The sequence below is a fragment of the Actinoplanes sp. NPDC026670 genome (genome assembly GCF_040638175.1).
Taxonomy (GTDB): domain Bacteria; phylum Actinomycetota; class Actinomycetes; order Mycobacteriales; family Micromonosporaceae; genus Actinoplanes.
In genome coordinates this window covers 39,512-63,697 of the sequence record NZ_JBEZXU010000042.1, presented here as the reverse complement: position 1 = coordinate 63,697, position 24,186 = coordinate 39,512, and the positions used below count along the sequence as shown (strand labels likewise).

At 70.8% G+C, this 24,186-nt stretch carries 19 protein-coding genes; 9 read left to right on the top strand and 10 right to left on the bottom strand.

The window, feature by feature from the left end; genetic code table 11:
• Window positions 1-21 precede the first annotated feature (21 nt).
• From AB0E94_RS33705 to AB0E94_RS33685, 5 genes are all read right to left on the bottom strand, one after another.
• On the bottom strand, window positions 22-843 hold the full coding sequence (locus AB0E94_RS33705) for a S41 family peptidase (RefSeq protein ID WP_360334857.1): 822 nt from the start codon (window positions 841-843) through the stop codon (window positions 22-24).
• A complete protein-coding gene (locus AB0E94_RS33700; RefSeq protein ID WP_360334854.1) occupies window positions 843-1,127 on the bottom strand; it encodes a hypothetical protein in 285 nt (94 codons plus the stop codon). The genes AB0E94_RS33705 and AB0E94_RS33700 overlap by 1 nt, the downstream gene beginning before the upstream one ends.
• A gap of 76 nt (window positions 1,128-1,203) precedes the next feature.
• Window positions 1,204-1,860, bottom strand: a complete 657-nt coding sequence (locus tag AB0E94_RS33695; protein ID WP_360334851.1) for a response regulator transcription factor — start codon at window positions 1,858-1,860, stop codon at window positions 1,204-1,206.
• Window positions 1,857-3,083, bottom strand: coding sequence for a histidine kinase (locus tag AB0E94_RS33690; RefSeq protein WP_360334848.1), 1,227 nt, complete (start codon window positions 3,081-3,083; stop codon window positions 1,857-1,859). The genes AB0E94_RS33695 and AB0E94_RS33690 overlap by 4 nt, the downstream gene beginning before the upstream one ends.
• 484 nt (window positions 3,084-3,567) lie before the next feature.
• Window positions 3,568-5,406 carry a DNA polymerase IV gene (locus AB0E94_RS33685; protein WP_360334845.1) on the bottom strand — a complete coding sequence of 613 codons (1,839 nt, stop codon included), beginning with the start codon at window positions 5,404-5,406 and terminating at the stop codon, window positions 3,568-3,570.
• Window positions 5,407-5,811: 405 nt separating this feature from the next.
• Here AB0E94_RS33685 and AB0E94_RS33680 point away from each other — a divergent pair, with 405 nt between their 5' ends.
• From AB0E94_RS33680 to AB0E94_RS33670, 3 genes are read left to right on the top strand one after another with little or no spacing between them, the layout of a single operon-like run.
• Complete coding sequence (locus AB0E94_RS33680; RefSeq protein ID WP_360334842.1) at window positions 5,812-7,887, top strand: sigma-70 family RNA polymerase sigma factor; 2,076 nt, start codon at window positions 5,812-5,814, stop codon at window positions 7,885-7,887.
• Between the two features lie 60 nt (window positions 7,888-7,947).
• Window positions 7,948-8,991: a MoxR family ATPase gene (locus AB0E94_RS33675; protein WP_360334920.1), complete on the top strand. Its 1,044-nt coding sequence runs from the start codon at window positions 7,948-7,950 to the stop codon at window positions 8,989-8,991.
• Between the two features lie 9 nt (window positions 8,992-9,000).
• A complete protein-coding gene (locus AB0E94_RS33670; RefSeq protein ID WP_360334839.1) occupies window positions 9,001-10,794 on the top strand; it encodes a hypothetical protein in 1,794 nt (597 codons plus the stop codon).
• Here AB0E94_RS33670 and AB0E94_RS33665 read toward each other — a convergent pair.
• Window positions 10,781-11,356 (bottom strand): hypothetical protein, encoded by a 576-nt coding sequence (locus AB0E94_RS33665; protein ID WP_360334836.1) that lies wholly within the window; start codon window positions 11,354-11,356, stop codon window positions 10,781-10,783. The two genes, AB0E94_RS33670 and AB0E94_RS33665, sit on opposite strands and share 14 nt — an antisense overlap.
• Before the next feature lie 95 nt (window positions 11,357-11,451).
• Between AB0E94_RS33665 and AB0E94_RS33660 the strand changes: the two genes are divergently transcribed.
• Complete coding sequence (locus AB0E94_RS33660; RefSeq protein ID WP_360334833.1) at window positions 11,452-12,690, top strand: NYN domain-containing protein; 1,239 nt, start codon at window positions 11,452-11,454, stop codon at window positions 12,688-12,690.
• On the opposite strand, the gene AB0E94_RS33655 is transcribed toward AB0E94_RS33660, so the two are convergent.
• On the bottom strand, window positions 12,687-13,220 hold the full coding sequence (locus AB0E94_RS33655) for a TetR/AcrR family transcriptional regulator (protein ID WP_360334830.1): 534 nt from the start codon (window positions 13,218-13,220) through the stop codon (window positions 12,687-12,689). The genes AB0E94_RS33660 and AB0E94_RS33655 overlap by 4 nt on opposite strands.
• 173 nt (window positions 13,221-13,393) lie before the next feature.
• On the opposite strand from AB0E94_RS33655, the gene AB0E94_RS33650 reads away from it, so the two are divergent.
• A complete protein-coding gene (locus AB0E94_RS33650) occupies window positions 13,394-15,586 on the top strand; it encodes a glycoside hydrolase family 3 C-terminal domain-containing protein (protein ID WP_360334827.1) in 2,193 nt (730 codons plus the stop codon).
• 4 nt (window positions 15,587-15,590) lie between these two features.
• Here the strand turns inward: AB0E94_RS33650 and AB0E94_RS33645 are convergent, their stop codons facing one another.
• Window positions 15,591-15,965 carry a response regulator gene (locus AB0E94_RS33645; RefSeq protein WP_317787438.1) on the bottom strand — a complete coding sequence of 125 codons (375 nt, stop codon included), beginning with the start codon at window positions 15,963-15,965 and terminating at the stop codon, window positions 15,591-15,593.
• A gap of 188 nt (window positions 15,966-16,153) precedes the next feature.
• Here AB0E94_RS33645 and AB0E94_RS33640 point away from each other — a divergent pair, with 188 nt between their 5' ends.
• The 4 genes from AB0E94_RS33640 (at window position 16,154) to AB0E94_RS33625 (ending at window position 20,531) form a co-directional block, all read left to right on the top strand.
• Entirely contained in the window at window positions 16,154-16,387 is a 234-nt protein-coding gene (locus tag AB0E94_RS33640; RefSeq protein ID WP_317787439.1) for a hypothetical protein, read from the top strand.
• 226 nt (window positions 16,388-16,613) lie between these two features.
• Complete coding sequence (locus AB0E94_RS33635) at window positions 16,614-18,566, top strand: chorismate-binding protein (protein WP_360334822.1); 1,953 nt, start codon at window positions 16,614-16,616, stop codon at window positions 18,564-18,566.
• A 704-nt stretch (window positions 18,567-19,270) separates the two neighbouring features.
• Window positions 19,271-20,173: a hypothetical protein gene (locus AB0E94_RS33630; RefSeq protein WP_360334819.1), complete on the top strand. Its 903-nt coding sequence runs from the start codon at window positions 19,271-19,273 to the stop codon at window positions 20,171-20,173.
• Between the two features lie 85 nt (window positions 20,174-20,258).
• Window positions 20,259-20,531 carry a hypothetical protein gene (locus AB0E94_RS33625; protein ID WP_360334816.1) on the top strand — a complete coding sequence of 91 codons (273 nt, stop codon included), beginning with the start codon at window positions 20,259-20,261 and terminating at the stop codon, window positions 20,529-20,531.
• A 150-nt stretch (window positions 20,532-20,681) separates the two neighbouring features.
• Here the strand turns inward: AB0E94_RS33625 and AB0E94_RS33620 are convergent, their stop codons facing one another.
• Both AB0E94_RS33620 and AB0E94_RS33615 read right to left on the bottom strand, forming a co-directional pair.
• Window positions 20,682-21,416, bottom strand: a complete 735-nt coding sequence (locus AB0E94_RS33620) for a hypothetical protein (protein ID WP_360334813.1) — start codon at window positions 21,414-21,416, stop codon at window positions 20,682-20,684.
• A 73-nt stretch (window positions 21,417-21,489) separates the two neighbouring features.
• Entirely contained in the window at window positions 21,490-24,114 is a 2,625-nt protein-coding gene (locus AB0E94_RS33615) for a glucosidase (RefSeq protein WP_360334810.1), read from the bottom strand.
• Window positions 24,115-24,186: the final 72 nt, after the last annotated feature.

Genomic DNA, 24,186 nt, shown 5'->3' with positions numbered 1-24,186 from the left:
GTTCGTACTCCGCAGCGCCCGTCAGCACAACCCAGCAATATCGGGAACCACCCCGGTCCCCTCCCAATTACCCCCATTCAAAAGATCGACGACCATGCCGTACGGAATGAGCGCCGTGACGTGCGGTGAAACGTGCACAGGCGTGCAGTGGTCGGCGGCGCCGGCCGTGGCCTCGCCCGCCACCGGCACCCCCCGCTGTTGCAGGACGTAGGCCAGGCACTCCCCGGACGAGTAGGTGCCCGCACCGGTCAGCACCGTGGCCCGGCCCGCCCACGACACCGCCGGCCCCGGCTCCGGGGTGTGCCACTGTTCGGCCGACGTCCGGGTGGTCACCCGGACCAGCGGGACACCGCCCTGCCCCAGCACCAGCCCGGCCACCGCGGCCATCGTGTCCATCTCCCCGCCGCCGTTGTGCCGCAGGTCCAGCACCAGCTCACGGCATCCGGCCAGGTGCTCGGCCGCCTCGGTGACGAACCGGCGCGCGTACCGCCACGGCTCCAGGCTGTCGATCCGCAGCGTGCCCACGTCACCGTCGCGCTCCGCCGAACGGACCCCGGCGCCGCGGTTCAGGATCGCCGCGGCATCCGGCGGCGGCCATCCGGTCGGCGACCCCTCATCCGGTACGAGCCGGCCGGCGCTGTCGAACTCCAGGGTCAGATGCCTGGAGAACCGGTGACAGACCCGCTCGATCCGCCGGCAGCCCGCCTCGTCGATCGCCGTGGTCGCCGCACCGAACTCCGCTGCCAGCGCCGCGGCCAGCCGTCCGGCCCGGGTCTCGTCCGGGAGCAGGCGCCGTGTCCAGGCGGCAATCGACCCGGCGACCGCCGCCACCGTCTCGGCCATCAGCGATCCGATTCCGGCCGGTACGGCTCGATCCGCGGGAGCGGGTAACCCAGGACACCGAAATAGACCACACAGAACGTTACGAAAAGGATAAAACTGACCGCGCCGAGCAGGATACCGGCGCGAGCCTGCCCCGGACGGCGGCCATCCGCACCGGCCGGGCTGAGAAACCCGAGGACGACCGCCAGCAGCCCGGCCAGCGGACCGGGAGCGGGCAGGAAACTGAGAACGCCCGCGACCAGCGAGCTCCAGGCGAGACTTCGATTTCCGTTCATGCCGGTCACGCTACGGATCGGGACAGCCTGACGAATCGCCGTCGAGAGCGGATTCCGGCCTGGTCCTTCCGAGCTAGGCGGGTGACTATCCGGCCGGGGTGACGATGCCCTGCTCGTACGCGTGGATGACCGCCTGGACCCGGTCCCGGAGCCCCAGCTTGGCCAGGATGCTGCCGACATGGGTCTTCACGGTGTGCTCGCTCAGCGTGAGGTCGGCGGCGATCTCGGCGTTGCTGCGCCCCCGGGCCAGCAGGGTCAGCACCTCCAACTCGCGGCCGGTCAGCGGGGTGACCGGCGAACGGCGTGCGCCGCGCGGGGCGACCCGCAGGAACTCGTCCATCAGGTGCCGGGTGGCACGCGGGGTGAGCAGCGCGTTCCCGTCGGCCACCACCTGGATAGCGGTGATCAGCTCGGCTCGCGGGGTGTCCTTCACCAGGAACCCGGAAGCGCCCGCCCGCAGCGAGTCGAGCACGTTCTCGTCCAGGTCGAACGTGGTCAGGATGATCACCCGGGTCTGCGGGGCAGTGGCCACCACCTCGGCGGTCGCCCGGATCCCGTCGGTGCCCGGCATCCGCAGGTCCATCAGCACCACGTCGGGCCGGGTGTCCCGGACCAGGGCGGCGGCGCCCGCCCCGTCGGCGGCCTCACCGACCACCTCGACACCGGGCTGCGCCCCCAGGATCAGGCGCAGGCCGACCCGTACCAACTCCTCGTCGTCGATCAGCGCGACCCGGATCGTCATTCCTCGTACCCCCTCGTCAGTTGAAGGGTGACCAGCCACCGGCCGCCGTCCGGCCCGTGCTCGACACGGCCGCCGACCGAGGCGGCGCGCTCCCGCATGTTCCGCAGCCCCTGTCCCTCGGAGATCGGGCCGGCAGCGTCCCCCAGATGATTGCCGACCCGGATCCGCGGCCCGCCGTCGCCCTCGGCCATGTCGACAGTCACGGTTTCGCCCGGGGCGTGCTTGACGGCGTTGGTCAGTGCCTCCTGCACGATCCGGTACGCCGCCTCCCCCACCACTCCGACGAGCGGCGCCCCGAGCCCGTCCCGCAACTCGACGACGGCCCCGGCGGCCCGCAGACTCTCCACGAGCCCCCGGATCCCCGAACTGCCAGGCGCAGGCTCCTCAACCATGGGCGTCCGCGCCGGAGACGTCGGGGAACGCAGAGGACCCAGGGCGGCGCGCAGCTCGGCCATGGTGCGCCGGCCGGTGGAGGCGATCAGGTCGAGCGTGCCCGGGTCGGCGTGGCCTGCCTCCGCGCGGGCGGCCGCGCCTTCGGCCAGCAGGACCATGACGGCGACCGAATGGCCCAGCACATCGTGCATGTCCCGGGCGATGCGGTTACGTTCCTCAGCTGCGGCACGCTCGGCCTCGGCGGTTGCCCGTTCAGCTTCGGCCGTGGCCCGTTCGGACTCGGCTTTGCGCAGCGCCCGTTCGGTAGCCATCCGTTCCGCGAACTGTGCCGTCTCCCGGCGTCGCGCCGTGGTGAGGGTGCCGGCCAGCCAGGCCACGACAGCAGCCAGGGCGATGTTGAGCCACTCATAGGGTTCGTAGTCGGCGGACCGCAGCATCAGAACGGCCGGGGCAGCGAACAGCGCGAGACCCAGAAACGCATAGGAATGCGCGCGCCGGCCATAGGCGGAGATCGCGTGCAGAGCGATCAGCGGACCAACCGGAACGAGCGGGCTCGGCCACCCGGCCAGCCCGAAGATCACCGCACTGGGCGCGATCAACAGGTTGGCGAGCAGCGGACTCTGCCGTCGCAACACCAGCGGCAGGGTGTTCCCGGCCAGCACGGCATAGGCCCAGACCGGAGCGGTGTCAGCGGTCAACGGGAGCAGACTGACCACGAACGCCAGCACAGCGATCCCACTGTCAACCGCAAGCTGCCCGGTCCGGGCGGTCACCCCCGGCTCGAACTGCCGGGTAACCGCATGCCGCAGCCACTCAACCGGACCGTCCACCTCAGTCCTGCCGCCGGACATCCCAGATCCGTCGCCGGACATGCCCGTTCCGTCGCCCAGCACTCGACCTCCATCACCAGGCACAGCGGCACTTCACCAAAACCGCCCGGCACCCAGAATCCTCCTGCGATCCGCCACGCCCGGGAAACAACCGATCGGCCGGTCCACCTCCCCGGCCCCGGACCACCTCCTCCGGCCCAGCCCAGTTCCTCCGGCCCGGCCCACCTCTCCCAGCCCCGGACCACCTCTCCCAGCCCGGCCCACCAGAAAGCCCGCATGATCAGATCCAGATTCGGGGACTGCCCGATCAGCGGTGGATCTTGCCCGGCTGGTCCCAGCCGCTGTCTCCGCACCATTGGACCTACGGATGCCCGGGTTCGCTTCCGCGATCTTTGAGGTTGTGGCCGCCCGGACGGCGCAACTCATAAGAGAGTCGCCCGCACGAGCGCGTCCGGGCTCGCGCTGTGGCATCGGTGGCGGACGGTCAAGGGGCCGAGGGCTGCGAGACGACGACGGTCCAGTCGGGTGGGTCTGCGGGATGCAGCTGGGGGTCGTCGACGAAGAAGGTCCGGACTCGGCCGATCGGCGTTGAGGGTCCCTCGAAGCGGACCGTGACACGCCCGACGCCGCTGCCGTGCACCCAGCCGGGACCATGTTCGTCGTGCCGGACGTCCTGGCCGGAGCGCCACACCGGGACCGCGGCCGGGACGATCGGCAACTCTGGACCGGGAGCGGACGGCTGTGACAGAACCGGCGGAACGACAGGACCAGCCGAGGACGACGATGCGGAAACGGCGATGGCCGGCGACGTGGCATCCGTGGCAGACGACGACGGACCAGCAGACACAGCGGTTGCGGGCACGCCGGCCACGGGCCCAGCGATTGCGGGCGCGCCGTTGGACGCCGACTGCGGCTCGCCAGCGGTCACCGGCAAACCCGGCCCCCGAGCCAGAACCCCTGAAGCGAGTGGAGCCGGAGCACTGGCCCCGGCTTCCGTTGCAATAAGCGCGAAAGATGTGGATGCCGGCAAACCGGGCGGCACAAAAAGAGGCAGCCCAGACGACGCGGACGGCGGCGGCGCGGAGTCCGACGGCACGGGCGGCACGGACGGCACGGAAAGCGACGGCGCGGACGGCGCGGACGGCACGGAAAGCGACGGCACGGACGGCGATGGCGCGGAAAGCGGCACGGACGGCGACGGCACCGGCGGGAGGTCGGTGGGGAAGTCGAAGGTCGGGGGGTCCTCGCCGGCCGCGGAGAAGAGGTCGTCCTGGGCGAAGTCGTACAGCGTCGAGACTCCGACGCCGAGCAGGCGGATGCCGCCGGCCGTCGGGACCTCGGCCAGCAGGCGGCGGGCCAGCTGGGCGATCAGGATGCCGTCGTCGGTGGGCTGGTCTCGGGTCACCGCCCTGGTCACCGTGGTGAAGTCGGGGTGGCGGACCTTGATGTTGACGGTGCGGCCGGTCAGCCCGTTGCGGCGGAGGCGGCCGGCCACCCGGGCGGAGAGCAGGTCGAGCTCGTAGGTGAGGCGGGCCGGATCGCGGACATCAATGTCGAACGTCTCCTCGGCCGAGACGGATTTGGCCTCGCGGGAGCTGACCACCGGGCGTGGGTCGTCGGCGCGGGCCAGCCGGAACAGGCCGTGGCCGTGGGCGGTGCCGAACCAGTCGACAAGGTCTTCGAGCGGGGCCGCGGCCAGGTCGCCGACCGTGCGGATGCCGGAGCGGTGCAGGCGCTGCTCGGTGGCCGGGCCGACGCCGCCGAGCCGCCGGACCGGCAGCGGGTGCAGGACCAGCAACTCGTCGCCGGGTGGGACGACCGTAAGGCCGGCGGGTTTGTACAGGTCGGAGCCGATCTTGGCGAGGAGTTTGCTGGACGCGGCGCCGATCGAGCCGGTCACCCCGCCGGTGGCGGCGGCGATCTCCGATTTCAGCCGGAGGGCGAGCGCGGTCACCGCGGGGACGCTCAGGTCGTTGCCGGTGGGGGCGAGGTCGATGTACGCCTCGTCGATGCTGACCTGCTCGACGAGTGGCGACACCGCGCCGAGCAGCTCCATGACGACCGCGCTGGTCTTCTGGTACGCCGGGAAGCGCGGCGACAGGAACGCCGTGTTGGGCGGGCACCGCCGGCGGGCCTGGGCCATCGGCATCGCCGAGTGCGCGCCGAAGGCCCGCGCCTCATAGGACGCGGTGGACACGACTCCACGCCCGGCCACGCCGCCGACGATCACCGGCTTGCCCCGCAGCGACGGCTTGTCACGCTGCTCGACCGCGGCGAACATCGCGTCGAGGTCGACGTGCAGAATGCTCGCTTCCCTCCTCATCCCGGCAGCGTAAACGCCGGGTATGACACTTCCGCCGATCCGGCATGACGATCCCTCCGAGCAGCGAAGCAGCAACGACCCAACGCGAAGCAGCCCGAGCCAGCGCAAGCCAGCCCGAGCCAGCATGAACCAGCGCGAACCAGCGCAAGCCCGCGCAATCCAGCAACGAACCGGCCCCAGCCGGCGCGAAGCAGCAACGAACAGACTGGTGGCGGAGAGTAGATGCACGGGCGTGGGAGCGATAACAAGAACTCGGGAAGTGCCGCTTTACAGTTCTCCGAAAGCTGTGCCACGATACGGCTCGATCCGAAGTAAGCGGGCATTCTCGCAGCTAGCGGGCACGGACCCAGACAACGGCACGCATCACCTTCGATTTTCGCCGGTCAAGACGAAGGAAGCGAGACGGTGACGGAGAGTCAGATCACGGCGGCGAGGGGCGTGGCGGACCTGGTTCGCGACGCCCAGCGTGGGAGCGTTCCCGCCCGGGATCAGCTGATCACCGGCCATCTTTCGCTGATCTACAACATCATCGGCCGCGCGCTGAACGGGCATCCGGACGTCGACGATCTGGTGCAGGACACCATGCTCCAGGCGATCAACGCCCTGGGCTCGCTGCGTGACCCGGAGCGGTTCCGGTCGTGGCTGGTGGCGATCGCGTTCCGGCGGGTGCAGATGCACATGCGTACCCGGAAGATGACCCTGTTGCGCCATCTGCCGGAACCTGTCGACGTGCCCGACCCGGTCGGCGATTTCGCCGAGCGGACCACCGCCGAGCTGGTCGTCGCCGATCAGCGGCGGGAGCTGGCCGAGGCGACCCGCTGGCTGGAGGACGCCGACCGGCAGTTGCTCGGCCTCTGGTGGCAGGAGGCGCGCGGCGACCTCTCGCGGGCCGAGCTGGCCGCCGCGATCGACGTGACGCCGAAACACGCCGCGGTCAAGGTGCAGCGGATGAAGGCGCAGCTGGAGCTCTCCCGCGGGGTGGTGCGGGCGTTGCGGGCGAAACCGATCTGCCCGGAGCTGTCGAGCACGATCCGGTTCTGGGACGGGACCGTCGACTCGGTGTGGCGCAAGCGCCTGGCCCGGCACGTACGGGACTGCCCGAAATGCCACTTCCACCAGGCCGGGATGGTGTCGCCGGAGCGACTGCTGCTCGGGGTGGCGGCGCTGCCGGTTCCGGTGGCGCTGTGGGCCGGCATCCAGTCCGCGTTCCAGGCCGGGGTGACCGCTCCCCCGCTGGTCGCCACCGCGACGTTCGCGGCGCATGCGGTGCAGTACAAGGCCCTGGCAGCGGTGGTGGCGGCCGTCGCGGTCGGCGGCGGGCTGTCCTTCGCGGTGCTGAACGAGCCGGACACCTCACAGGCCGTCGCGCCGCCGGTCAGTGTCACCACGACCCCGGCGACCGCCACGGCTGCGCCCGGCCCGAGTGCGGCCGCGTCGACCAAAACCACAAAAGCAGCAATACCTGATAATTCAAACATTTTCGTGGCACCGGACGGCGACGACGACGGTGACGGCACGGCAGCGAACCCGTACGCCTCGGTGGCCAAGGCCGTCTCGGTGGTGAAACCGGGCCAGACGATCGCGTTGCGGGCCGGCACCTACCGCCCGACGAGTCCGATCTCGATCACCACGAGCGGCACCGCGGAGAAACGCGTGACGATCAGCCCCTACCAGGGGGAGCGCGCGATCATCGACGCGTCGGGCATCCCGGCCGACCAGTGGGCGATCACCCAGAGGGCCTCCTACTGGACGGTCCGGGGCATCGAGGTGACCGGCGCCCGCAACGCCACCTGGACCTGCCTGTCCTGCACGAACAACGTGTTCCAGCGGCTCACCGTGCACGACAACGCGGGGGTCGGGCTGATGCTGCGCGACGCCGGCACCTCGGGCAACCAGGTGCTGGACAGCGATTTCTACGCCAATCAGGGTTCCGGGCTGTCGGTGCAGTTCGGTGACGGCGGCGGGAACCTGGTGCGTGGCAACCGGGCGTGGGACAACCGCCAGGACGGCATCGATCTCGGCTCGTTCCGCAGCCGGGTGGCGGTCGAGTACAACTGGTCGTACCGCAACGGCTCGAACGGTTTCGCGCTCGGCGGCGGGACCGGGGCGCTGGCGGCGGCGCATTCGGTCCGGCACAACGCGGCCTGGGGCAATCAGGGGCACGGTTTCGTCGACGAGGGCAACACCGGCGCGATCGAGCTGGGCAACAACACCGCGTTCCAGAACAGCGGTGTGGGTTTCTCGATGACCACCGCCCCGGCGGTGCTGCGCAACAACGCCGCCCTCGGCAACACCCGTGGTGAGCAGGCACTCTCGGCTGCTGCGAAGCCGAACAACAACAGCTGGCAGGTGGACGGGTTCGCGTTCGGCTCCACCGATTCGTCGGTTGCCGAGGGCGCGCGGACCGCGGCCGGGAAACTGCCCGGAACCGATTATCTGGCGACCGGAAACGGCATCGGGGCATCAATGTCCGGCGGGTAATACAGATGCGCGTGCATGAAACGAAAAGTCACACTGATCGCCATGCACTCCGCGATCACGGTGACCCCGGCCCAGCTGCCCGACCTGCTCCTGCATGTCGCGGTGGCCCGGCCGGTGTTCCTGTGGGGCGCCCCCGGGATCGGCAAGAGCTCGCTGGTCCGTGACTTCGCCGACTCGCTGGGACTCACCTGCGTGACCCTGGTCGGCACCCAGCTGGCCGCCGAGGACCTGATCGGGGTGCCGGAACTGCGGGACGGCCGCAGCCGGTTCGCGCCGCCCGAGTCGATCGCGCGCGACGAGCCGTACTGCCTGTTCCTGGACGAGCTGAACTCGTCGAGCCCGGATGTGCAGAAGGCGTTCTACTCGCTGATCCTGGACCGCCGGATCGGTGACTACGAGCTGCCGGCCGGGTCGATCGTGATCGGCGCGGGCAACCGGTCGAGCGACAACGCGCTCGCCCGCCCGATGGCGTCGGCACTGGTCAACCGCCTGATCCATGTGCACCTGCGGGCGTCCTGGGCGGACTGGGCGGCGTGGGCGCAGAGCTCCGGCATCCACCAGTGGGTGACCGGCTACCTGACCGAGCGCCCGGATCACCTGTGGTCGGCGCCGCCCAAGGTCGAGGAGGCGTTCTCCACCCCGCGCAGCTGGCACATGCTCTCCGACGCGCTGCGCTCCTACGGCGACGGCATCAGCGAGGAGACGCTGGGCCTGCTGGCGGCGGGCACGCTCAGCCCGGCGCACGCGACCGCCTTCGGCGGCTACGTCAAGATCGTCAGGCATCGGTACGGGCTGGACGCGATCGTTCGTGGCGACGCCGGCTGGCCGTCCCGCCCGGACGACCGGGATCTGCTCTACTTCCTGGCCGAGGCGTTCCGGGCCCGCCTGATCAAGGACCTGCCGGCCGGCAAGGTGCACGCCTCGGCGAACCTGCGCCAGTTCGCGCACCGGGCCAAGGCGATGCTGGTCGAGCTGGCCGAGCTGTCGCTGGAGTGCGGCCGCCTGGTGATCGCCCCGGACAACGACGGCAACCCGGTGCTGCCCGCCTGGTTCCTGGTCGAGGTGAGCCGCGACCTGCCGCGCCTGGTCGCGGCCCGGGCCTGAGGGATCCGGATGGCGCGCAAGCCGAAGCGGGAGGCGGAGAGCGACCCGAACAGGCTCGCCTTCCAGGCGGCCTGGCACGAACTCGCCGGCCATCCACTGTTCGAGCCGATGACCGAGTTCGACTATCCGCGCCCGCACGCCACGGTGGAATTCGTCGACAAGCCGCTGCCGGCCCTGGCCCGGGTGGCGGCCGGCGGCCTGATCACGGTGAGCCGGACCCGCCGCCTGACGAAGGACGAGTGGCGCTGGGTGCTCGCCCACTGCCTGCTGCACCTGGGTTTCGACCACCTCACGACGGGGGCCGGGAGCGCCGGCGACGACGCGTTCCGGGCGGCCGCCTGTCTCGCCGTGGCCCGGTTCCAGCGGGCGGTGAAACTCGGCCGGGAGCCGGACCCGCTGCCGGATCTGCTGCCGTCGGCCGAGGAGGACGACCTGGCGGCCCGGTGGCGCCGCGAGGGGGTGCCGCCGGACCTGGCCGCCGCCCACGACCTGGACCTGAGCCCGTACCGGTTCCGGCCGGGCCACGAGCCGTGCTGGCCGGACCGGTTCGCGCTGGGCCTGTCGGCGGCCGCGACGGCCGGTGTCGAGGTGGCCGGCGGCGCCCGTGAGGCGGTGACCGACGGTCCCCTCAAGCGTTCGCCGTGGGAGCTGGCGATGAGCTGGTTCATCGGGTCGTATCCGCTGCTCGGCGGGGTGGCCGCCGGTTTCACGCTGGTCGCCGACGGCCCGCTGGCCCGGGCCTGGGGCATCTCGATCGCCGCGGTGTCGGCCGAGGCGGGCGAGATCTACGTGAACCCGTGGCGGTCGCTGAGCGAGGACGAGTGGCGGTTCGTGCTGGCCCACGAGCTGCTGCACGTGGCGCTGCGGCACGCCGATCGGGTCGGTGGCCGGGATCCGTACCTGTGGAACGTCGCCTGTGACTTCGTGATCAACGGCTGGCTGGTGGAGATGGGTGTCGGGGTGCTGCCGGACGGCACGCTGCACGATCCGGCGTTCGCCGGCTGCTCGGCCGAGCAGGTCTACGACCGGATCGCCGGTGACCTGCGCCGGATGCGGAAGCTGTCGACGCTGCGCGGGCAGGGCGCCGGTGACATGCTCGGCGAGCCGCTGCCGTGGGCCGGGCGGCGGGACGGTGGCGTGGACCTCGACGAGTACTGCCGCCGGGCGCTGCTGACCGGTTTCGCCTATCACCAGAGCAGCGGGCGCGGCCTGCTGCCGTCCGGGCTGGTCGCCGAGATCCGGGTGCTGGAGCAGCCGCCGGTGCCGTGGGACGTACGGCTGGCCCGCTGGTTCGAGGAGTTCGTGCCGCTGGTGGAGCCGGTCCGGACGTACGCCCGGCCGTCCCGTCGTCAGGCCGCGACCCCGGACATCCCGCGCCCCGGCCGGCACCACCCGGAGGAGGCGGTGCGGCGCAGCACGTTCGGCGTGGTGGTGGACACGTCCGGGTCGATGAGCACGGAGCTGATGGGCAAGGCGCTCGGCGCGATCGCGTCGTACGCGACGGCCCGGGACGTGCCGGCCGCGCGTGTGGTGTTCTGCGACGCGGCCGCCTACGACGCCGGGTACCTGCCGGTGGCCGACATCGCCGGCCGGGTCCGGGTGCGCGGCCGCGGCGGCACCGTCCTCCAGCCCGGTGTCGACCTGCTGGAACGCGCTGGGGACTTCCCACCGAACGGCCCGATCCTGGTGATCACCGACGGCGAGTGCGACGTGCTGCGGATCCGGCGGCCGCACGCGTACCTGATGCCGCGCGGCGCCCGCCTGCCGTTCACCCCGCGCGGCCCGGTCTTCAGTCTGCGCTGAGCCCGCCGGCGAGGCCTGCGCTGAGCCCGCCCGCGAGGCCAGCGCTGAGCCCGCCCGCGAGGCCCACGGCGAGGTCTGCGCTGATCTGCGCGGGGACGGTCCATTCGGGGAACGGCTCGTCCGGCGGGTCGCGGTCCGGGCCGCCCGCCGCGGTGGCCCGGAGCAGCAGCGACGTGCCGTCGGCGGCGACGATCCGCAGGCCGCGGGGCACCTTGCCACGCTGCCCGGTCGGCCCGAGGTCCGGCAGCGCGACCAGCTGCCAGGACCGGAACTCGGCCGGCCGGGCGGCCTCCAGCAGCAGCGCGACCAGGACCGCGGCGCGGTCCGGCCGGTTCCCACGGGGTGGCGGCAGGCGGTCCGGCGCCGGCAGATCGGTCTCTCCCGGCCAGATCGCGCCCCATAGGTACGCGAGAGCGCCGTTCACGTACCGGATCCGCAGTCCCGCCGGCGACGGGCCACCGGGCGCCGAGTCCGTGCCGAAGCGTTCCACGGCCTCGATCTCCGGGTGCGCGGCGTTCCGCAGCAGTCTGCCGATCACGTCGAGGACCTGGCTGAGGTGCAACGGCGGCTCCGTTCGTCGGGCGGTGTCGCCGCAGTCAACCGGCTTTCGGGGCGTGCTGACCGCCCACGCTGTGCGACGCGGGGTAGGTTTCGGACATGGAACGCGTACGTGCCGCGCTGTACCTGGACTTCGACAACGTGTTCAGCGCACTGATCAGGCAGGACCCGGATGTCGCCGTCCAGTTCGCCGAGGAGCCGGGCGCCTGGCTGTCCCGGCTGACCACCTCGCTGACGGTGGAGGGGCCCCGGCGCTGGCTGATCCTGCGGTGCTACATGAATCCAGGGGGCTGGGTGCCGCACCCCGACCCGGCCAGCGGGCTCCAGCGGCTGTACTACTCGCGGTTCCGGCCGTTCTTCGTCAACGCCGGTTTCGAGGTGATCGACTGTCCGCGGCTGACCCACACGAAGAACGCCGCCGACATCCGGATGGTGGTCGACGCGGTGGACGCGCTGGCCGACTCGGTGACGTATGACGAGTTCGTGATCGCGTCGGGCGACTCGGACATGACTCCGCTGCTGGTGCGGTTGCGGCGCTCGGACCGGCGGACCACGATCGTCTCCCCGGCCGACGCGGCGCTGGCGTTCACCTCGATCGCGGACCGGCTGATCACCAGCCAGGAGCTGCTCGAGCTGGTGCAGGGCGAGCCGGTGGAGAGCGAGGAGGTCCCGGCGGTGGTGCCGGGCGAGCCGGAGTCCGAGGCGTCCTACGAGCAGTTCCGTGACCTGGTGACCTGGCGGTTCACCGCGGCTCCGGGCCCGCTCAACCTGGCGTCGCTGGCTCACGACCTGCGGCGGCAGCTGGGCACCGGGGTGGACTCGACGAACTGGTTCGGCTTCGGCGGCTTCGTCCGTGCGCTGGAGAGCCTGCGGTTGCCGTACGCCAAATTCTCGAATCATTTCGTCTGGGACGACAGCCGGCACGGGCCGCCGGAGTCGACCGGGGCGGCCGGGCCGGCGCCCGACTCGGTGGTGCGGCTCAGCGCTCCGCTGGGTCTGCCGCGGCTGCCGCGGGAGATGTGGCCGCCGGTCTACCGGGCGCTCGCCGAGTACGCGGCGTCGCACCACTTCAACCTGACCGAGGCCACCCGCTGGGCCCGGGATCTGCTGGCCGAGCAGGGGGTGGACGTGAGCCGGTCGGCGATCGCGTTCGTCACCCGGGGCACCGCGTTCGGTGGGGCGCCGCTCTACCGGCAGCCGCCGCCTGATGCCGAGGAGATCGCCACGGCGTTCGCCGACAACGTGCTGAACCGGGCCGACGCGGCCGCGATCGCCCTGACCGACGAGGAGTGCGCCGAGGTCCGTTCCTGGCTGGGCGCCCCCGACCCGAAGGCCTAAACCGGGAAGAGGCGGCGGGCGGCCGCCTGCCAGGCGCTGACCAGGTCGACCGTCTCCGGTTCGCGTAGCCACTGGATCTGCAGGCCGTCCATCAGGGCGACGACCTGGGCGGCCAGCTCACGCGGGTCGTCGACGACGCCCTCGGCGAGGGCGGCGAACTCCTCCAGGGTGCGCCGCTGGCGGGTCTTGAAGTAGGCGTGCGCCGGGTGGCCGGGTGCCAGCGACTCGGCTTCCAGCACGGCGAAGAGCCGGACGATCTCCGGCTGCTCGGCGTTGCGCCGGACCACGGCATCGCACACCTCGGCCAGGCTGATCCGCCCGTCGGTCCAGAGCTGGTGGGCGGGCCGGCCCAGTTTTTCGGCGAGTGAGCGGGAGTCCTGTTCGTCGCGGTACTCCAGAACCGCCACCAGCAGGCTGTCCTTGGAGCCGACGTGGTGCAGCATGCCGGGCACGGTCAGCCCGCAGCCGTCGGCGACGTCCTGCATCGACAGGCCCCAGAAGCCGCGCTCGGCGATCAGTTTCGTGGTCATCTCGAGGATCTGCCGACGGCGTTCGGCAGCGGGTAGCCGAGCACGGTCGCGGCGGATTCCAGGGGTGGTCTGCACAGCTCTTTCCTACCAGCAGCCCCTTGCGACACCGCTTCTGACCTGGCTATGTTTCTGGGTAGTTAATACCTAGTAGGTACTCAGTAAGGGCGGGAACGATGGGACTCAGCACCTCGGAACAGGCGGCGATCACCAGCGGCAGCGACTTCTGGCACACCGAGGGCGTCGAGTCCGCGGGCCTTCCCTCGGTCACTGTCACCGACGGCCCGCACGGGGTGCGGATGCAGGCGTCCGGCGAGGACATGCTGGCCGGCGTGCCCGCCACCTGCTTCCCGCCGGCCGTGGCCAGCGCCTCGACCTGGGACCCGGAGCTGCTGCGCCGGATGGGTGCGGCGCTCGGCGACGAGTGCCGGGCACAGGACGTGGCCGTGCTGCTCGGGCCGGGGGTCAACCTCAAACGCAGCCCGCTCGGCGGCCGCAACTTCGAATACTTCTCCGAGGACCCGATCCTCACCGGCCTGCTCGCCACCGAGTGGGTGCGCGGCCTGCAGAGCCGGGGCGTCGGGGCGTCCCTCAAGCACTTCGCGGTCAACAGCCAGGAGACCGACCGGATGCGGATCAGCGCCGACCTCGACGAGCGCACCCTCCGGGAGATGTACCTGCGGGCCTTCCACAAGGTGGTCACCCGGGCCCAGCCGTGGACCGTGATGTGCGCCTACAACAAGGTCAACGGGGTGTACGCGAGCGAGCACCACTGGCTGCTCACCGAGGTGCTGCGCGGCGAGTGGGGCTTCGAGGGGCTGGTCGTGTCCGACTGGGGCGCCGTGGTCGACCGGGTGGCGGCGATCGCGGCCGGGCTCGACCTGACCATGCCGGGGCCGGACGCGGCCGGCGACCAGGCTCTGGTGGACGCGGTCGCGGCGGGGCGCCTCGACCCGGCCCTGCTGGAACAGAGCGCGGAGCTCGTACGCAAACTGGTGGCGAAGGCCGGGGACCGGCCGGCCGGAAGCTATGACGCGGACGCCCACCACGCGCTCGCCCGGGAGATCGCCGGACGGGCGATCGTCCTGCTGAAGAACGACGGCGACCTGCTGCCCCTCGACGGCACACAGCGGATCGCGGTGCTCGGCGAGTTCGCCCGGACCCCGCGCTACCAGGGCGGCGGCTCCTCGCAGATCACCCCGACCAGGCTCGACAACGCGCTCGCCGAGATCACCTCGTCGGCGAGCCGGACGACGTTCGCGCCCGGCTACACCGTCCAGGGCGAGGCCGACGAGGCGCTGCTGACCGAGGCGGTCGCGGTCGCGCGGGCGGCCGACGTGGCGATCGTGTTCGTCGGCAGCGTGCACGAGACCGAGGGCGCCGACCGGGAGTCGATCGACCTGCCCGCGCCGCAGCTCGCGCTGATCGAGCGGGTCGCCGCGGTCAACCCGAACACGATCGTGGTGCTCTCCAACGGCGCGGTCATCGCCACGAAGCCGTGGGACGAGCGGGTGCCGGCCCTGGTCGAGGGCTGGCTGCTCGGGCAGGCCGGCGGCAGCGCCATCGCCGACGTGCTGTTCGGGCGGGTCAACCCGTCCGGGCGGCTCGCCGAGACGATCCCGGTCAAGCTCGCCGACCACCCGTCCTACCTGGACTTCCCGGGCGAGCACGGCCACGTCCGGTACGGCGAGGGCCTGCACGTCGGCTACCGGGGCTTCGACGCGCGCGGGCAGGAGGTGGCGTACCCGTTCGGGTTCGGGCTGTCGTACACCACGTTCGGCTACGGCGCGGCCCACGCGTCGGCGACCGCGGCCGGTGTCGAGGTGCGGGTGCCGGTCACCAACACCGGCGGGCGGGACGGCCGCGAGGTGGTGCAGGTCTACGTGAGCCGGCCCGGCTCGAAGGTGCAGCGGGCCCCGCGCGAGCTGAAGGCGTTCGCCAGTGCCGAGATCGGCGCCGGCGACACCACCGAGGTGCGGCTCACCGTCGAGCGGGAGGACCTCGCCTACTGGGACACCCGGCTCGGCCGGTGGATCGTCGAGGACGGCGAATACCTGATCGAGGTCGGCTCGTCGTCGCGGGACGTGCGCGCCGCGGTGACCGTGCACGTGGCCGGCGACCCGGCGCGGGTGCCGCTGACCAGCGAGTCGAGCGTCGGTGAGTGGATGGCCGACCCGCGTGGGGCCGAGGTGCTGGGCGCGGCGTTCGCGTCGGCCGCGGGCCAGTCCGAGGGGCTGATGGCGTCGATGACCGCCAACCCGGAGATGCTGATGATGCTGGGCAGCCTGCCGCTGAGCCGGATGGCCGCCTTCCCGGGCAGCCCGCTCAACGCCGGTGACCTGGAGAAGCTGGTGGAGGCCGCCAACTAGGGAATCACGTCCGAGCCCGCGTGAGCAGTGCCTGGATCCGGGACACCAGCTCGCGCGGGCTGAACGGTTTCGTCACGTAGTCGTCGGCGCCGGCGCTGAAGCCGCCCTCGACGTCCTGCTCCTGCACCCGGGCGGTGAGCATGATGATCAGCATCCCGGCGGTGGACGGGTCGGAACGCAGCATCCGGCACACGTCGATGCCCGAGAGCCCCGGCATCGACACGTCGAGCACGGCCAGCGCGGGCAGTCTGGCCCGTGCCGTGTCCACCGCGGCCTGACCGTCACCGACCGCGAGAACCTCCAGGCCCGCCTGCTCCAGCTTGAAGGCCACCAGGTCGCGGATGTCGGCGTCGTCGTCAGCCACCAGGACGGTCGTCACGCGCCTTCCCCCGATTCCGTAACAGACGTTTGTCCGGACCATATACCGATAAACACCTGCATGTCGGTGATCTTCGTAAATCTGCTCCGCAACCAGGCCGCAACCGGCGGGCGACCTCTTTGCAGCCGACGGACGGTGTGCTGATGTCCAGACCACCACCGCGCACCACAACGGCTGGGGAGGAACCGATGAACGCGACGATCGACGATGTCCGCTGCGAAGCCCTGTTCGCATCCGACCTGCAGCGCTCCTGGGCGCCCACGGCGGAGCTGATCCGGGCCGCGGTCACCGACGTGGTGGACCGGATCGGCGAGAACGGCTGCGCTGAACTGGTCGCACAGGAGTTCGGGGAGCACCCGGACTGCGCGATCCTGCGAATGCTGTGGGCACGCGACGCCATCCGGCTGGCATTCGCGGCTTGACGGCCTCTTTCGTGTACGGGGCACGCGTAGCCCGTACACGAAAGAGGTCTGGCGCGACCGGCCGGCCGTCCGTAAGCTAGCCGCCATGCGCGCACGATTGACCATGTGGTGGCCCGCCTGACAGGCGGCCATCTTCCCGCGCGTACCCCGCGGCCGCCTCGCTGAGGCGGCCTTTTTCGTGGCCGGATCTCGGCCGGTGGCCCTCGCCCACCCGAAACGAGGGACCATGCCATTCGCCCTGCTGCACCGCGACGGCGCCGACCACGTCGACGTCCTGACCGGCGACGTCGTCACCGTGGCCACGCTCGACGACATCCCGATGACGCCCGGCACGCCGGTGCTCGCCGTCATCCCCTACCGGCAGATCACCGAGCGTGGTTTCGAATGCGTCGACGACGGCGCGCCGCTCGAATGTCTGCTGGTCCGATCACGTCACACCGAGCCGCTGTCGAACTTCCCGCCCGGTGACATCACCCTTCGTGACGGCGGTTTCGATCTGTCCGACGACGAGTACGCGCGGGTCGTCGAGGAGGTGCTGCGCGACGAGATCGGGCACGGCGAAGGCGCCAACTTCGTCATCCACCGCACCTATCAGGCGAGGTTCGAGGGTGACCCGCGGGCCGCGTTCGGCCGGCTGCTGCACGGCGAGCAGGGCACCTACTGGACGTTCCTGGTCGACACCGGCAACCGGATCCTGATCGGCGCCACCCCCGAACGGCACGTCAGCGTCCTCGACGGCATCGTCATGATGAACCCGATCAGCGGCACGTTCCGGCACGGATCGGGCGACATCCTCGACTTCCTGCGCGACCCCAAGGAGATCGAGGAGCTCTACATGGTCCTCGACGAGGAACTCAAGATGATGGCCACCGTCGCCGAACACGGCGGTCAGGTCGCCGGGCCCTACCTCAAGGAGATGGCCCGCCTCACCCACACCGAATATCTGCTGGCCGGGCGCGGCTCCCTCGACGTCCGGGCGGTCCTGCGGGAGACCATGTTCGCCCCCACGGTCACCGGCAGCCCCATCGAGAACGCCTGCCGCGTCATCGCCCGCCACGAACGCCGCGGCCGCCGCTACTACGCGGGCGTCCTCGCCCTCCTCGACCACGACGAATCCGGCCGTCAGACCCTGGACGCGCCGATCCTGATCCGCACCGCCGAGATCACCCCGGACGGTCTGCTGCGGGTTCCGGTCGGCGCCACGCTGGTCCGCCATTCGACACCCGCGGGCGAGGTGGCCGAGACCCACACGAAGGCGGCCGGGTTGCTGTCCGCGCTGGGCGCGGTTCCTTCCCAACCCGCGGCGGTACGGGGAACCGCACAGTCCCCGGAGATCCAGCGCCTGCTGGCGTCCCGAAACGACGAACTGGCCCGCTTCTGGCTCGATTCGCGGGCCCCGGGCGCGCTGACGGTCCCCGCACTGGCCGGACGGCAGGCGGTGATCGTCGACGCCGAGGACACCTTCACCGCGATGCTGGCCCACCAGTTGAAGGCCCTGGGCCTGTCGGTGACCGTCCTCCCCTGGACCAGTCGCCCCTCCCTCACCGCCCCTTCCCCTTCCCTCGCCACTTCCCCTTCCCTCGCCCCTTCCCCTTCCCTCGCCCCTTCCCCTTCCCTCGCCGCTTCGCCCTCCTCCAGCCCGTCAAGTGCAGCCCCTCGCGTCTCAATGTCCGGCATTCCCGTTATGCCGGACGTTCTCGCCGCGGCGGATCTGGTGGTGTTCGGGCCCGGCCCCGGTGACCCGTCGGACCTCGGTGACCCGAAGATGGCGGCGCTGCACGGGCTCGTGGCCTCGGTGCTCGCGGCGGGCAAGCCGCTCTTCGCGGTCTGCCTCGGCCAGCAGATCCTCGCGTCGCTGCTGGGTCTCCCGCTGCGCCGCCGGGACGCCCCGTATCAGGGCCTGGCCCGCGACATCGACTTCTTCGGCACCTCCCGGCGGGTCGGCTTCTACTCGAGCTTCTCGGCGGTGGCCGGCCAGACCGCGGCCGCCACCCCCTACGGCCCGGTGACCCTGGCCGTGGACCCGGCCGACGACACCGTCCACGCCCTCCGGGGCCGAGGTTTCGCCGGAGTCCAGTTCCACCCGGAGTCAGTCCTGAGCCGGGACGGAGTGGAGATCCTCCAGGAACTACTCCCCCCACTTCTCACCGAAGCGGTTAGCCCCGCGATTCCGGGGTAGCGAAACAGTGTCGGTGGTCCAAGGTGATCGAGAGCCTCACCTTGGACCACCGACCCGTTCCCCCAGCCACAGATCGCTACCCGCAGGGCCACCATCGCTCCCGAGCCAGTCGTTCCCGGCCCACGATTCGGAGTCCACGGCACCCACGAGAACGAGCGCACACAATCCCGGATCGCGCGACTTCACCCACGCCATCACGACAACGAACGCCCACATACCGGCTAACGTGCGACCCCAGCCACGCCACCACCACAACCAGCGCTCACAAACCGCCAACGTGCGACCTCAAACGCGCTGGCCCGGCGCCGGAACGACTACCAGCAAACACGAACATGCTGGCCTGATCGAGCGAGGGCGCTCCGACAACTTTCAACGTTGCGCCGGCCGTCACGGCCAACGCGCGTAGGCCGAGATGCTGTGGATCGAAACACCGGGCGAGACACGGAAGCCGGCGTGCTGAAGCGGGAGCCTCGGGCATAGGCCGGCCTGCGGAAACTGGTCTGTGCGGGCTCGTCTGCGGGACTGTTGTCCACAGGGTGGGCCGGGCTGTCCACAGGGGGCAGAGGTGAGCTGCGGAAATTGGGAATGCTGGGGCGGTGCCTACTTCCAAGCCGGATCCGGATGCGTCACTCGCCGAGTTGTTCCGACGACAGCACGGTGTCGTCTCCTGGCGTCAGGCGCGTCGGCATCTCACCGAGAGCGCCGTGAATCATCGGATCGCGACAGGTCGTTGGCGGCGGCTGTATCTCGGGGTCTACCTGGCCTACGGCGGGCCGGTGACTCCCGTGCAGCGCTTGTGGACAGCCTCGCTCGCGGTCGGCAACGGGCGCCCGGCCCTGCTCGCCGGCCTGACCGCGTTGCGCGTGCACGGGCTGCGACGCCCGGAGACAGCCGAACCGGTGCACCTCATCCTGCCGACGCATCTGACCGACCGGGATCCGCCGGCTGGCGTAGTGGTTCACCGGACCCGGTGCCTCACCCGCGATGACGCCTGCCTCGATGTGTCACCGCCGTGCACGACTGCCGCACGTTCGCTTGTCGACGCGGCGCAGTGGGCACTCGACGACACGACCGCGGTCGCGCTTGTCGCGGCGACGTTCCAGCAGCGGCTGGTCACCCTGGACCAGGTTCGCACGGTGCTCGGCGGGTTCCGTCGGCTGCGGCGCCGTTCGGTGATCGAGGCGGCGGTCGATGATGCGGGTGGCGGCTCGGAGTCCACGTACGAGATCGAGTTCCTCCGTCTCTGCCGGCTCGCCGGCCTGCCGTCGCCCTCGCGGCAGTCGGTGCGCCGTGATCGTTCCGGGCGGAACCGCTATCGCGATGTGTTCTTCGATCCCTGGCAGGTACAGGTCGAGATCGACGGCTCGCAGCATATGGAGACCCATGGGTGGTACGCCGACATGCGCTCGGGCAACGAGATCGCCATCAGCGGCGTGCGGTTGCTGCGTTTCCCTGGCTGGGCGATGCGGCACCGCCCCGGCGAGGTGATCGCCGACGTGCGTGCCGCGCTGGAGGCCGCCGGCTGGCCCGGGATACCGAGTTCTTCCCGCCTCCGCCGTCCATCCGGACGGGAAGAACTCGGCGGATCAACGCCCTCTTCGAGGTGAAACGGGGACGGGGTGGCCGTGGCGGGTTTACCGTCGCGGGAGTGACGGGTATCCGGCTGGCGTCGCTGACCTCCGGAGGACAACCTTGGCCGAGCCACACATCACCCTGGACCCGCGGACGCTCAATCCGGTGGAGCAGAAGCTGCGCGGGCCCCTGGAGGACCAGCTCAGCTCCGCGCTGCAGGCCGCGACCGTGAAGGTCGAACAGCACTATCGCGGGGAGAGCGTCGAGCAGGTCGCCGCCATGCTCCTGGAGCAGGCGAAGGCCGGCCTGCACCCGGACATCGCCGCCGGTTTCAGCCCCGACCCCGCGCAACTGCGCCACGTGGCCGAGGTGATCGTCACCCGCGCCCGCTGACCGCGGAGCCCGCACCGCCGACAGGAGCCCGCACCCGCTGGCCGAAGCCCGCGCCGCCAACCGAAAGCCCGCGCCGCCGACCGAAAGCCTGCGCCGCCGACCGAAAGCCCGGGCCCGCCGGCCGACAGCCCGCGGGCCCGGGCCGGGTCGTCAGGAGGCCATGATGTCCTTGGCGGCCGGGGCCTTCAGGTTCACCGGGGTGCCGAAGTCGGAGTACTTCATGTCGAAGTCGTAGGCCGCCTGCGACCCGACCGCCGGCATCGTGAACTTGTAGGCGACGAGACGCCCGTCGCCGTCGATGTCGGCCTGGAACGGCAGTTTCGTGGTGGGCAGTTTGCCGAGCACCTCGGTGCCGAGGCCGAGCTGCTTGGCCGACTTGGCCAGGTCGATGGTGCCCTTGACGGTGTCGTCGTCGACCCACGCGACCTCGGCCGCCGAGTCGAGGCTCTTGGTCATCTGGGTGGCGTCGAAGTTTCCGAGGGTGCCGAGCTCGCCGGAGCTGTCCAGCTTGCGCCACTTCTTGCCGTCGAAGCCGGGCAGCCCACCCGATTCCTTCAGCGCGATCTTGATGTAGGTGACTCCGTCGACGACCCGCAGGGTGGTGGTGCCCTCGGCGCCGGCCGAGGTGCTCTCCATGACGAACTCGGCGTTCTTGCTCGCCGGGTCGGCGACGCCGGTCATCGTGCCCTGGTCACCGAGGTTCACGGTGGTCTTGTAGGTGTCCTTCTGCAGCTCGGTTGCGGCCGAGGTGAGCGCGGCGGCCGCGTCCTTCCGGGCGGTTCCGGGAGCCGCGCCCGAGGTGGAGCCGGAGTCACCGCCCGGCGAGTTCGCGCAGCCGGACGCCGCCAGCACTCCGGCCGCGATGAGCACGATGAGCTTCTTCAAAGGTCGCCTCCCCGTTGAGACCCGGCACCGGCCGGGCGTACGAGTGGGCCACTTTAGCGACAAATGTCGATCTTTACTCGCCCGGGGGCCGCCGGAGATTGAAGACGAGGTCGATGACCAGCGCGGTCCAGCCGGTCTGGTGCCAGGCTCCGAGCCCGGCCCCGTTGTCGCCGTTGAAGTACTCCGGGAAGACGATCAGGTCCTTCCAGTCCGGGTGGGTCTGGAAGAGTTCGGTGGCGCCGTAGATGGGCCGCCGCCCGGTCTCCGGGTCGGGCACGAACAGGCCGATCAGCCGCCGGGACAGGTCGTCGGCGATCTCGGTGAGCCCGGCCTTACACTGTGATCCGGTCGGGTATTCGGCTTTCAGGTCGTCGCCGTAGAACTCGGCGTACTCCCGGAGCGCCTGGATGAGCAGGTAGTTGACCGGCATCCAGACCGGCCCGCGCCAGTTCGAGTTGCCGCCGAACAGCCCGCTGGTGCTCTCGGCCGCCTCGTAGCCGACGGTGAAATCCGAGCCGCCGAGCGACACGGTGAACGGCTTGTCTAGATGCGCTCGGGACAGGGTGCGCAGGCCGTACGGCGAAAGGAATTCCTCCGGATCCAGCAGCCGGGCCAGGATCCGCAGCAATTGGTCTTGGCCCACCATGCTGAGGAGGCGCTGTTGGCGCCGGTCGGCGCCGCCGAGGCGCCGCGCGCTGATCACGTCGCCGAAGTCGCCCTGGTGGTGGAGCATCCAGCGGACCCGGGCGCTGATCTCGGGCAGCCGGTTGAGGGTCTCCGAGGTGAGCCGGGTGGTGGCGGCGAGCGGCAGCAGGCCGACGATGGAGCGCGCTTTGAGCGGCACCTTGTGGCCGTCGGGCAGGCGCAGCACGTCGTAGAAGAAGCTGTCCTCGTCGTCCCAGAGCCCCTGCCGGTACGCGGCCTCGGCGATGTACGTGAAGTGCTCGAAGAACTTGGTGGCCATGTCCTCGTAGGCCCGGTCGTGCAGGGCCAGGATGATCGCCATGTCGAGCAGGTTGAGCGCGTACATGGCCATCCAGCCGGTGCCGTCGGACTGTTCGAGCACACCGGCGACGGGCAGCGCCGCCGACCTGTCGAACGGGCCGACGTTGTCGAGGCCGAGGAAGCCGCCCTCGAAGACGTTGTTGCCGCCGACGTCCTTGCGGTTGACCCACCAGGTGAAGTTGAGCAGCAGTTTGTGCATCACCCGGGACAGGAAGTCGAAGTCCCGGCCGCCGTCGATCTGGAACACCTGGAGCGCCGCCCACGCGTGCACGGGCGGGTTGACGTCGGAGAACGACCACTCGTACGCCGGAATCTGGCCGTTGGGGTGCATGTACCACTCGCGGAGCAGCAGCAGGAGCTGGGACTTCGCGAATCCGGGGTCGACGCGCGCGATGCTGACACAGTGGAACGCCAGATCCCACGCGGCGTACCAGGGGTACTCCCACGGGTCGGGCATGCTGATGACGTCGAAGCTGTTCATGTGCCACCAGCTGTTGTTGCGCCCGTAGCGCCGGCCCGGTGGCGGCGGCGCGTTGCCGGGATCGCCGTGCAGCCACTGCTTCACGTCGAAGTGGTAGAACTGCTTGCCCCACATGAGACCGGCGACGGCCTGCCGGGCGACGTCCTTCTCGGCGTCGGTCGCCGCGTCCGGCAGCACCTCGGCGAAGAAGTCGTCGGCTTCCGCGCTGCGCGCGGCCATCACCTCGGCCCAGCCGTCCCCCAGGTCCGCGGGAGGCATCGGGCGGTCACTCTGGGTCAACCGCAATCGGAGGGTACGGGTTTCGCCCGCCCCCATCCACAGTCGGTAGTGCAGCGCCCCCTTGGTGCCCACCCCGTTCGGGTTGACCGTCGGGGTGCGGTGGATCAGGTGGTCGTTGATGCCGTCCTTCGGGTACGGGCTGCGCCCCGGCAGCCCCCACAGGCGCTGCGCGTTCGTCTCGTTGTCGCACATCAGCGCGACCGGCGCGCCCTGCCCGTCGAGGGTGATGTGGCCGAGTGACCGGTGCCGCCCGTCGAGCCGGCCGGGGGTGCCGGTCATGGTCGGCGCCTGCCGGTTGGGCAGCCCCCACGACCAGGTGTTGCGGAACCACAGGGTGGGCAGCACGTGCAGGATCGCCGGGTCGGGGCCGCGGTTGCTGATCGTGATGGCGATGCAGATGTCGGTCGGCCCGGCCTTGGCGTAGTCGACGGTGACCGCCCAGAACCGGTCGTGGTCGAAGATGCCGGTGTCGACGAGCTCGTACTCCGACTCGTTGCGGGTGCGGGCGCCGTTGACCCGGACCAGCTGGTCGTACGGGAACGCGGCCTGCGGGTAGTGGTAACGCCAGCGCATCCACGAGTGGGTGGGTGTGGAGTCCTGGTACCACCAGTAGTCCTTGGCGTCCTCGCCGTGGTTGCCGCCGTCGCCGCCGAGGCCGAACATCCGCTCCTTGAGGATCGGGTCCTTACCGTTCCACAGAGCCAGGGCGAAGGCGAACGTCTGCCGGTCGTCGCAGAGGCCGGCCATGCCGTCCTCGTTCCAGCGGTACGCCCGGGAGCGCGCATGGTCGTGCGGGAAGTAGTCCCACGCCGTGCCGTGTTCGCTGTAGTCCTCGCGGACCGTGCCCCAGGCGCGCTCGGCGAGGTATGGACCCCACGCCCGCCAGGGCTGCTCTCCGGAATCGGCCTGGCCCAAGCGAACCCGCTCCGACACGTCCGTTCTCACCCCCACTAACCGAAATCCCGGAGTCGATCACACTGAGACTGTCACGCTGATGTGTCAAGT

Bases quoted from the DNA above. Each gene is read 5' to 3' on its own strand.
- AB0E94_RS33635 (WP_360334822.1), top strand. From the start codon at position 16,614: ATGCCATTCGCCCTGCTGCACCGCGACGGCGCCGACCACGTCGACGTC.
- AB0E94_RS33695 (WP_360334851.1), bottom strand. From the start codon at position 1,860: ATGACGATCCGGGTCGCGCTGATCGACGACGAGGAGTTGGTACGGGTC.
- AB0E94_RS33650 (WP_360334827.1), top strand. From the start codon at position 13,394: ATGGGACTCAGCACCTCGGAACAGGCGGCGATCACCAGCGGCAGCGAC.
- AB0E94_RS33670 (WP_360334839.1), top strand. From the start codon at position 9,001: ATGGCGCGCAAGCCGAAGCGGGAGGCGGAGAGCGACCCGAACAGGCTC.
- AB0E94_RS33660 (WP_360334833.1), top strand. From the start codon at position 11,452: ATGGAACGCGTACGTGCCGCGCTGTACCTGGACTTCGACAACGTGTTC.
- AB0E94_RS33640 (WP_317787439.1), top strand. From the start codon at position 16,154: ATGAACGCGACGATCGACGATGTCCGCTGCGAAGCCCTGTTCGCATCC.
- AB0E94_RS33705 (WP_360334857.1), bottom strand. From the start codon at position 843: ATGGCCGAGACGGTGGCGGCGGTCGCCGGGTCGATTGCCGCCTGGACA.
- AB0E94_RS33655 (WP_360334830.1), bottom strand. From the start codon at position 13,220: ATGACCACGAAACTGATCGCCGAGCGCGGCTTCTGGGGCCTGTCGATG.
- AB0E94_RS33685 (WP_360334845.1), bottom strand. From the start codon at position 5,406: ATGAGGAGGGAAGCGAGCATTCTGCACGTCGACCTCGACGCGATGTTC.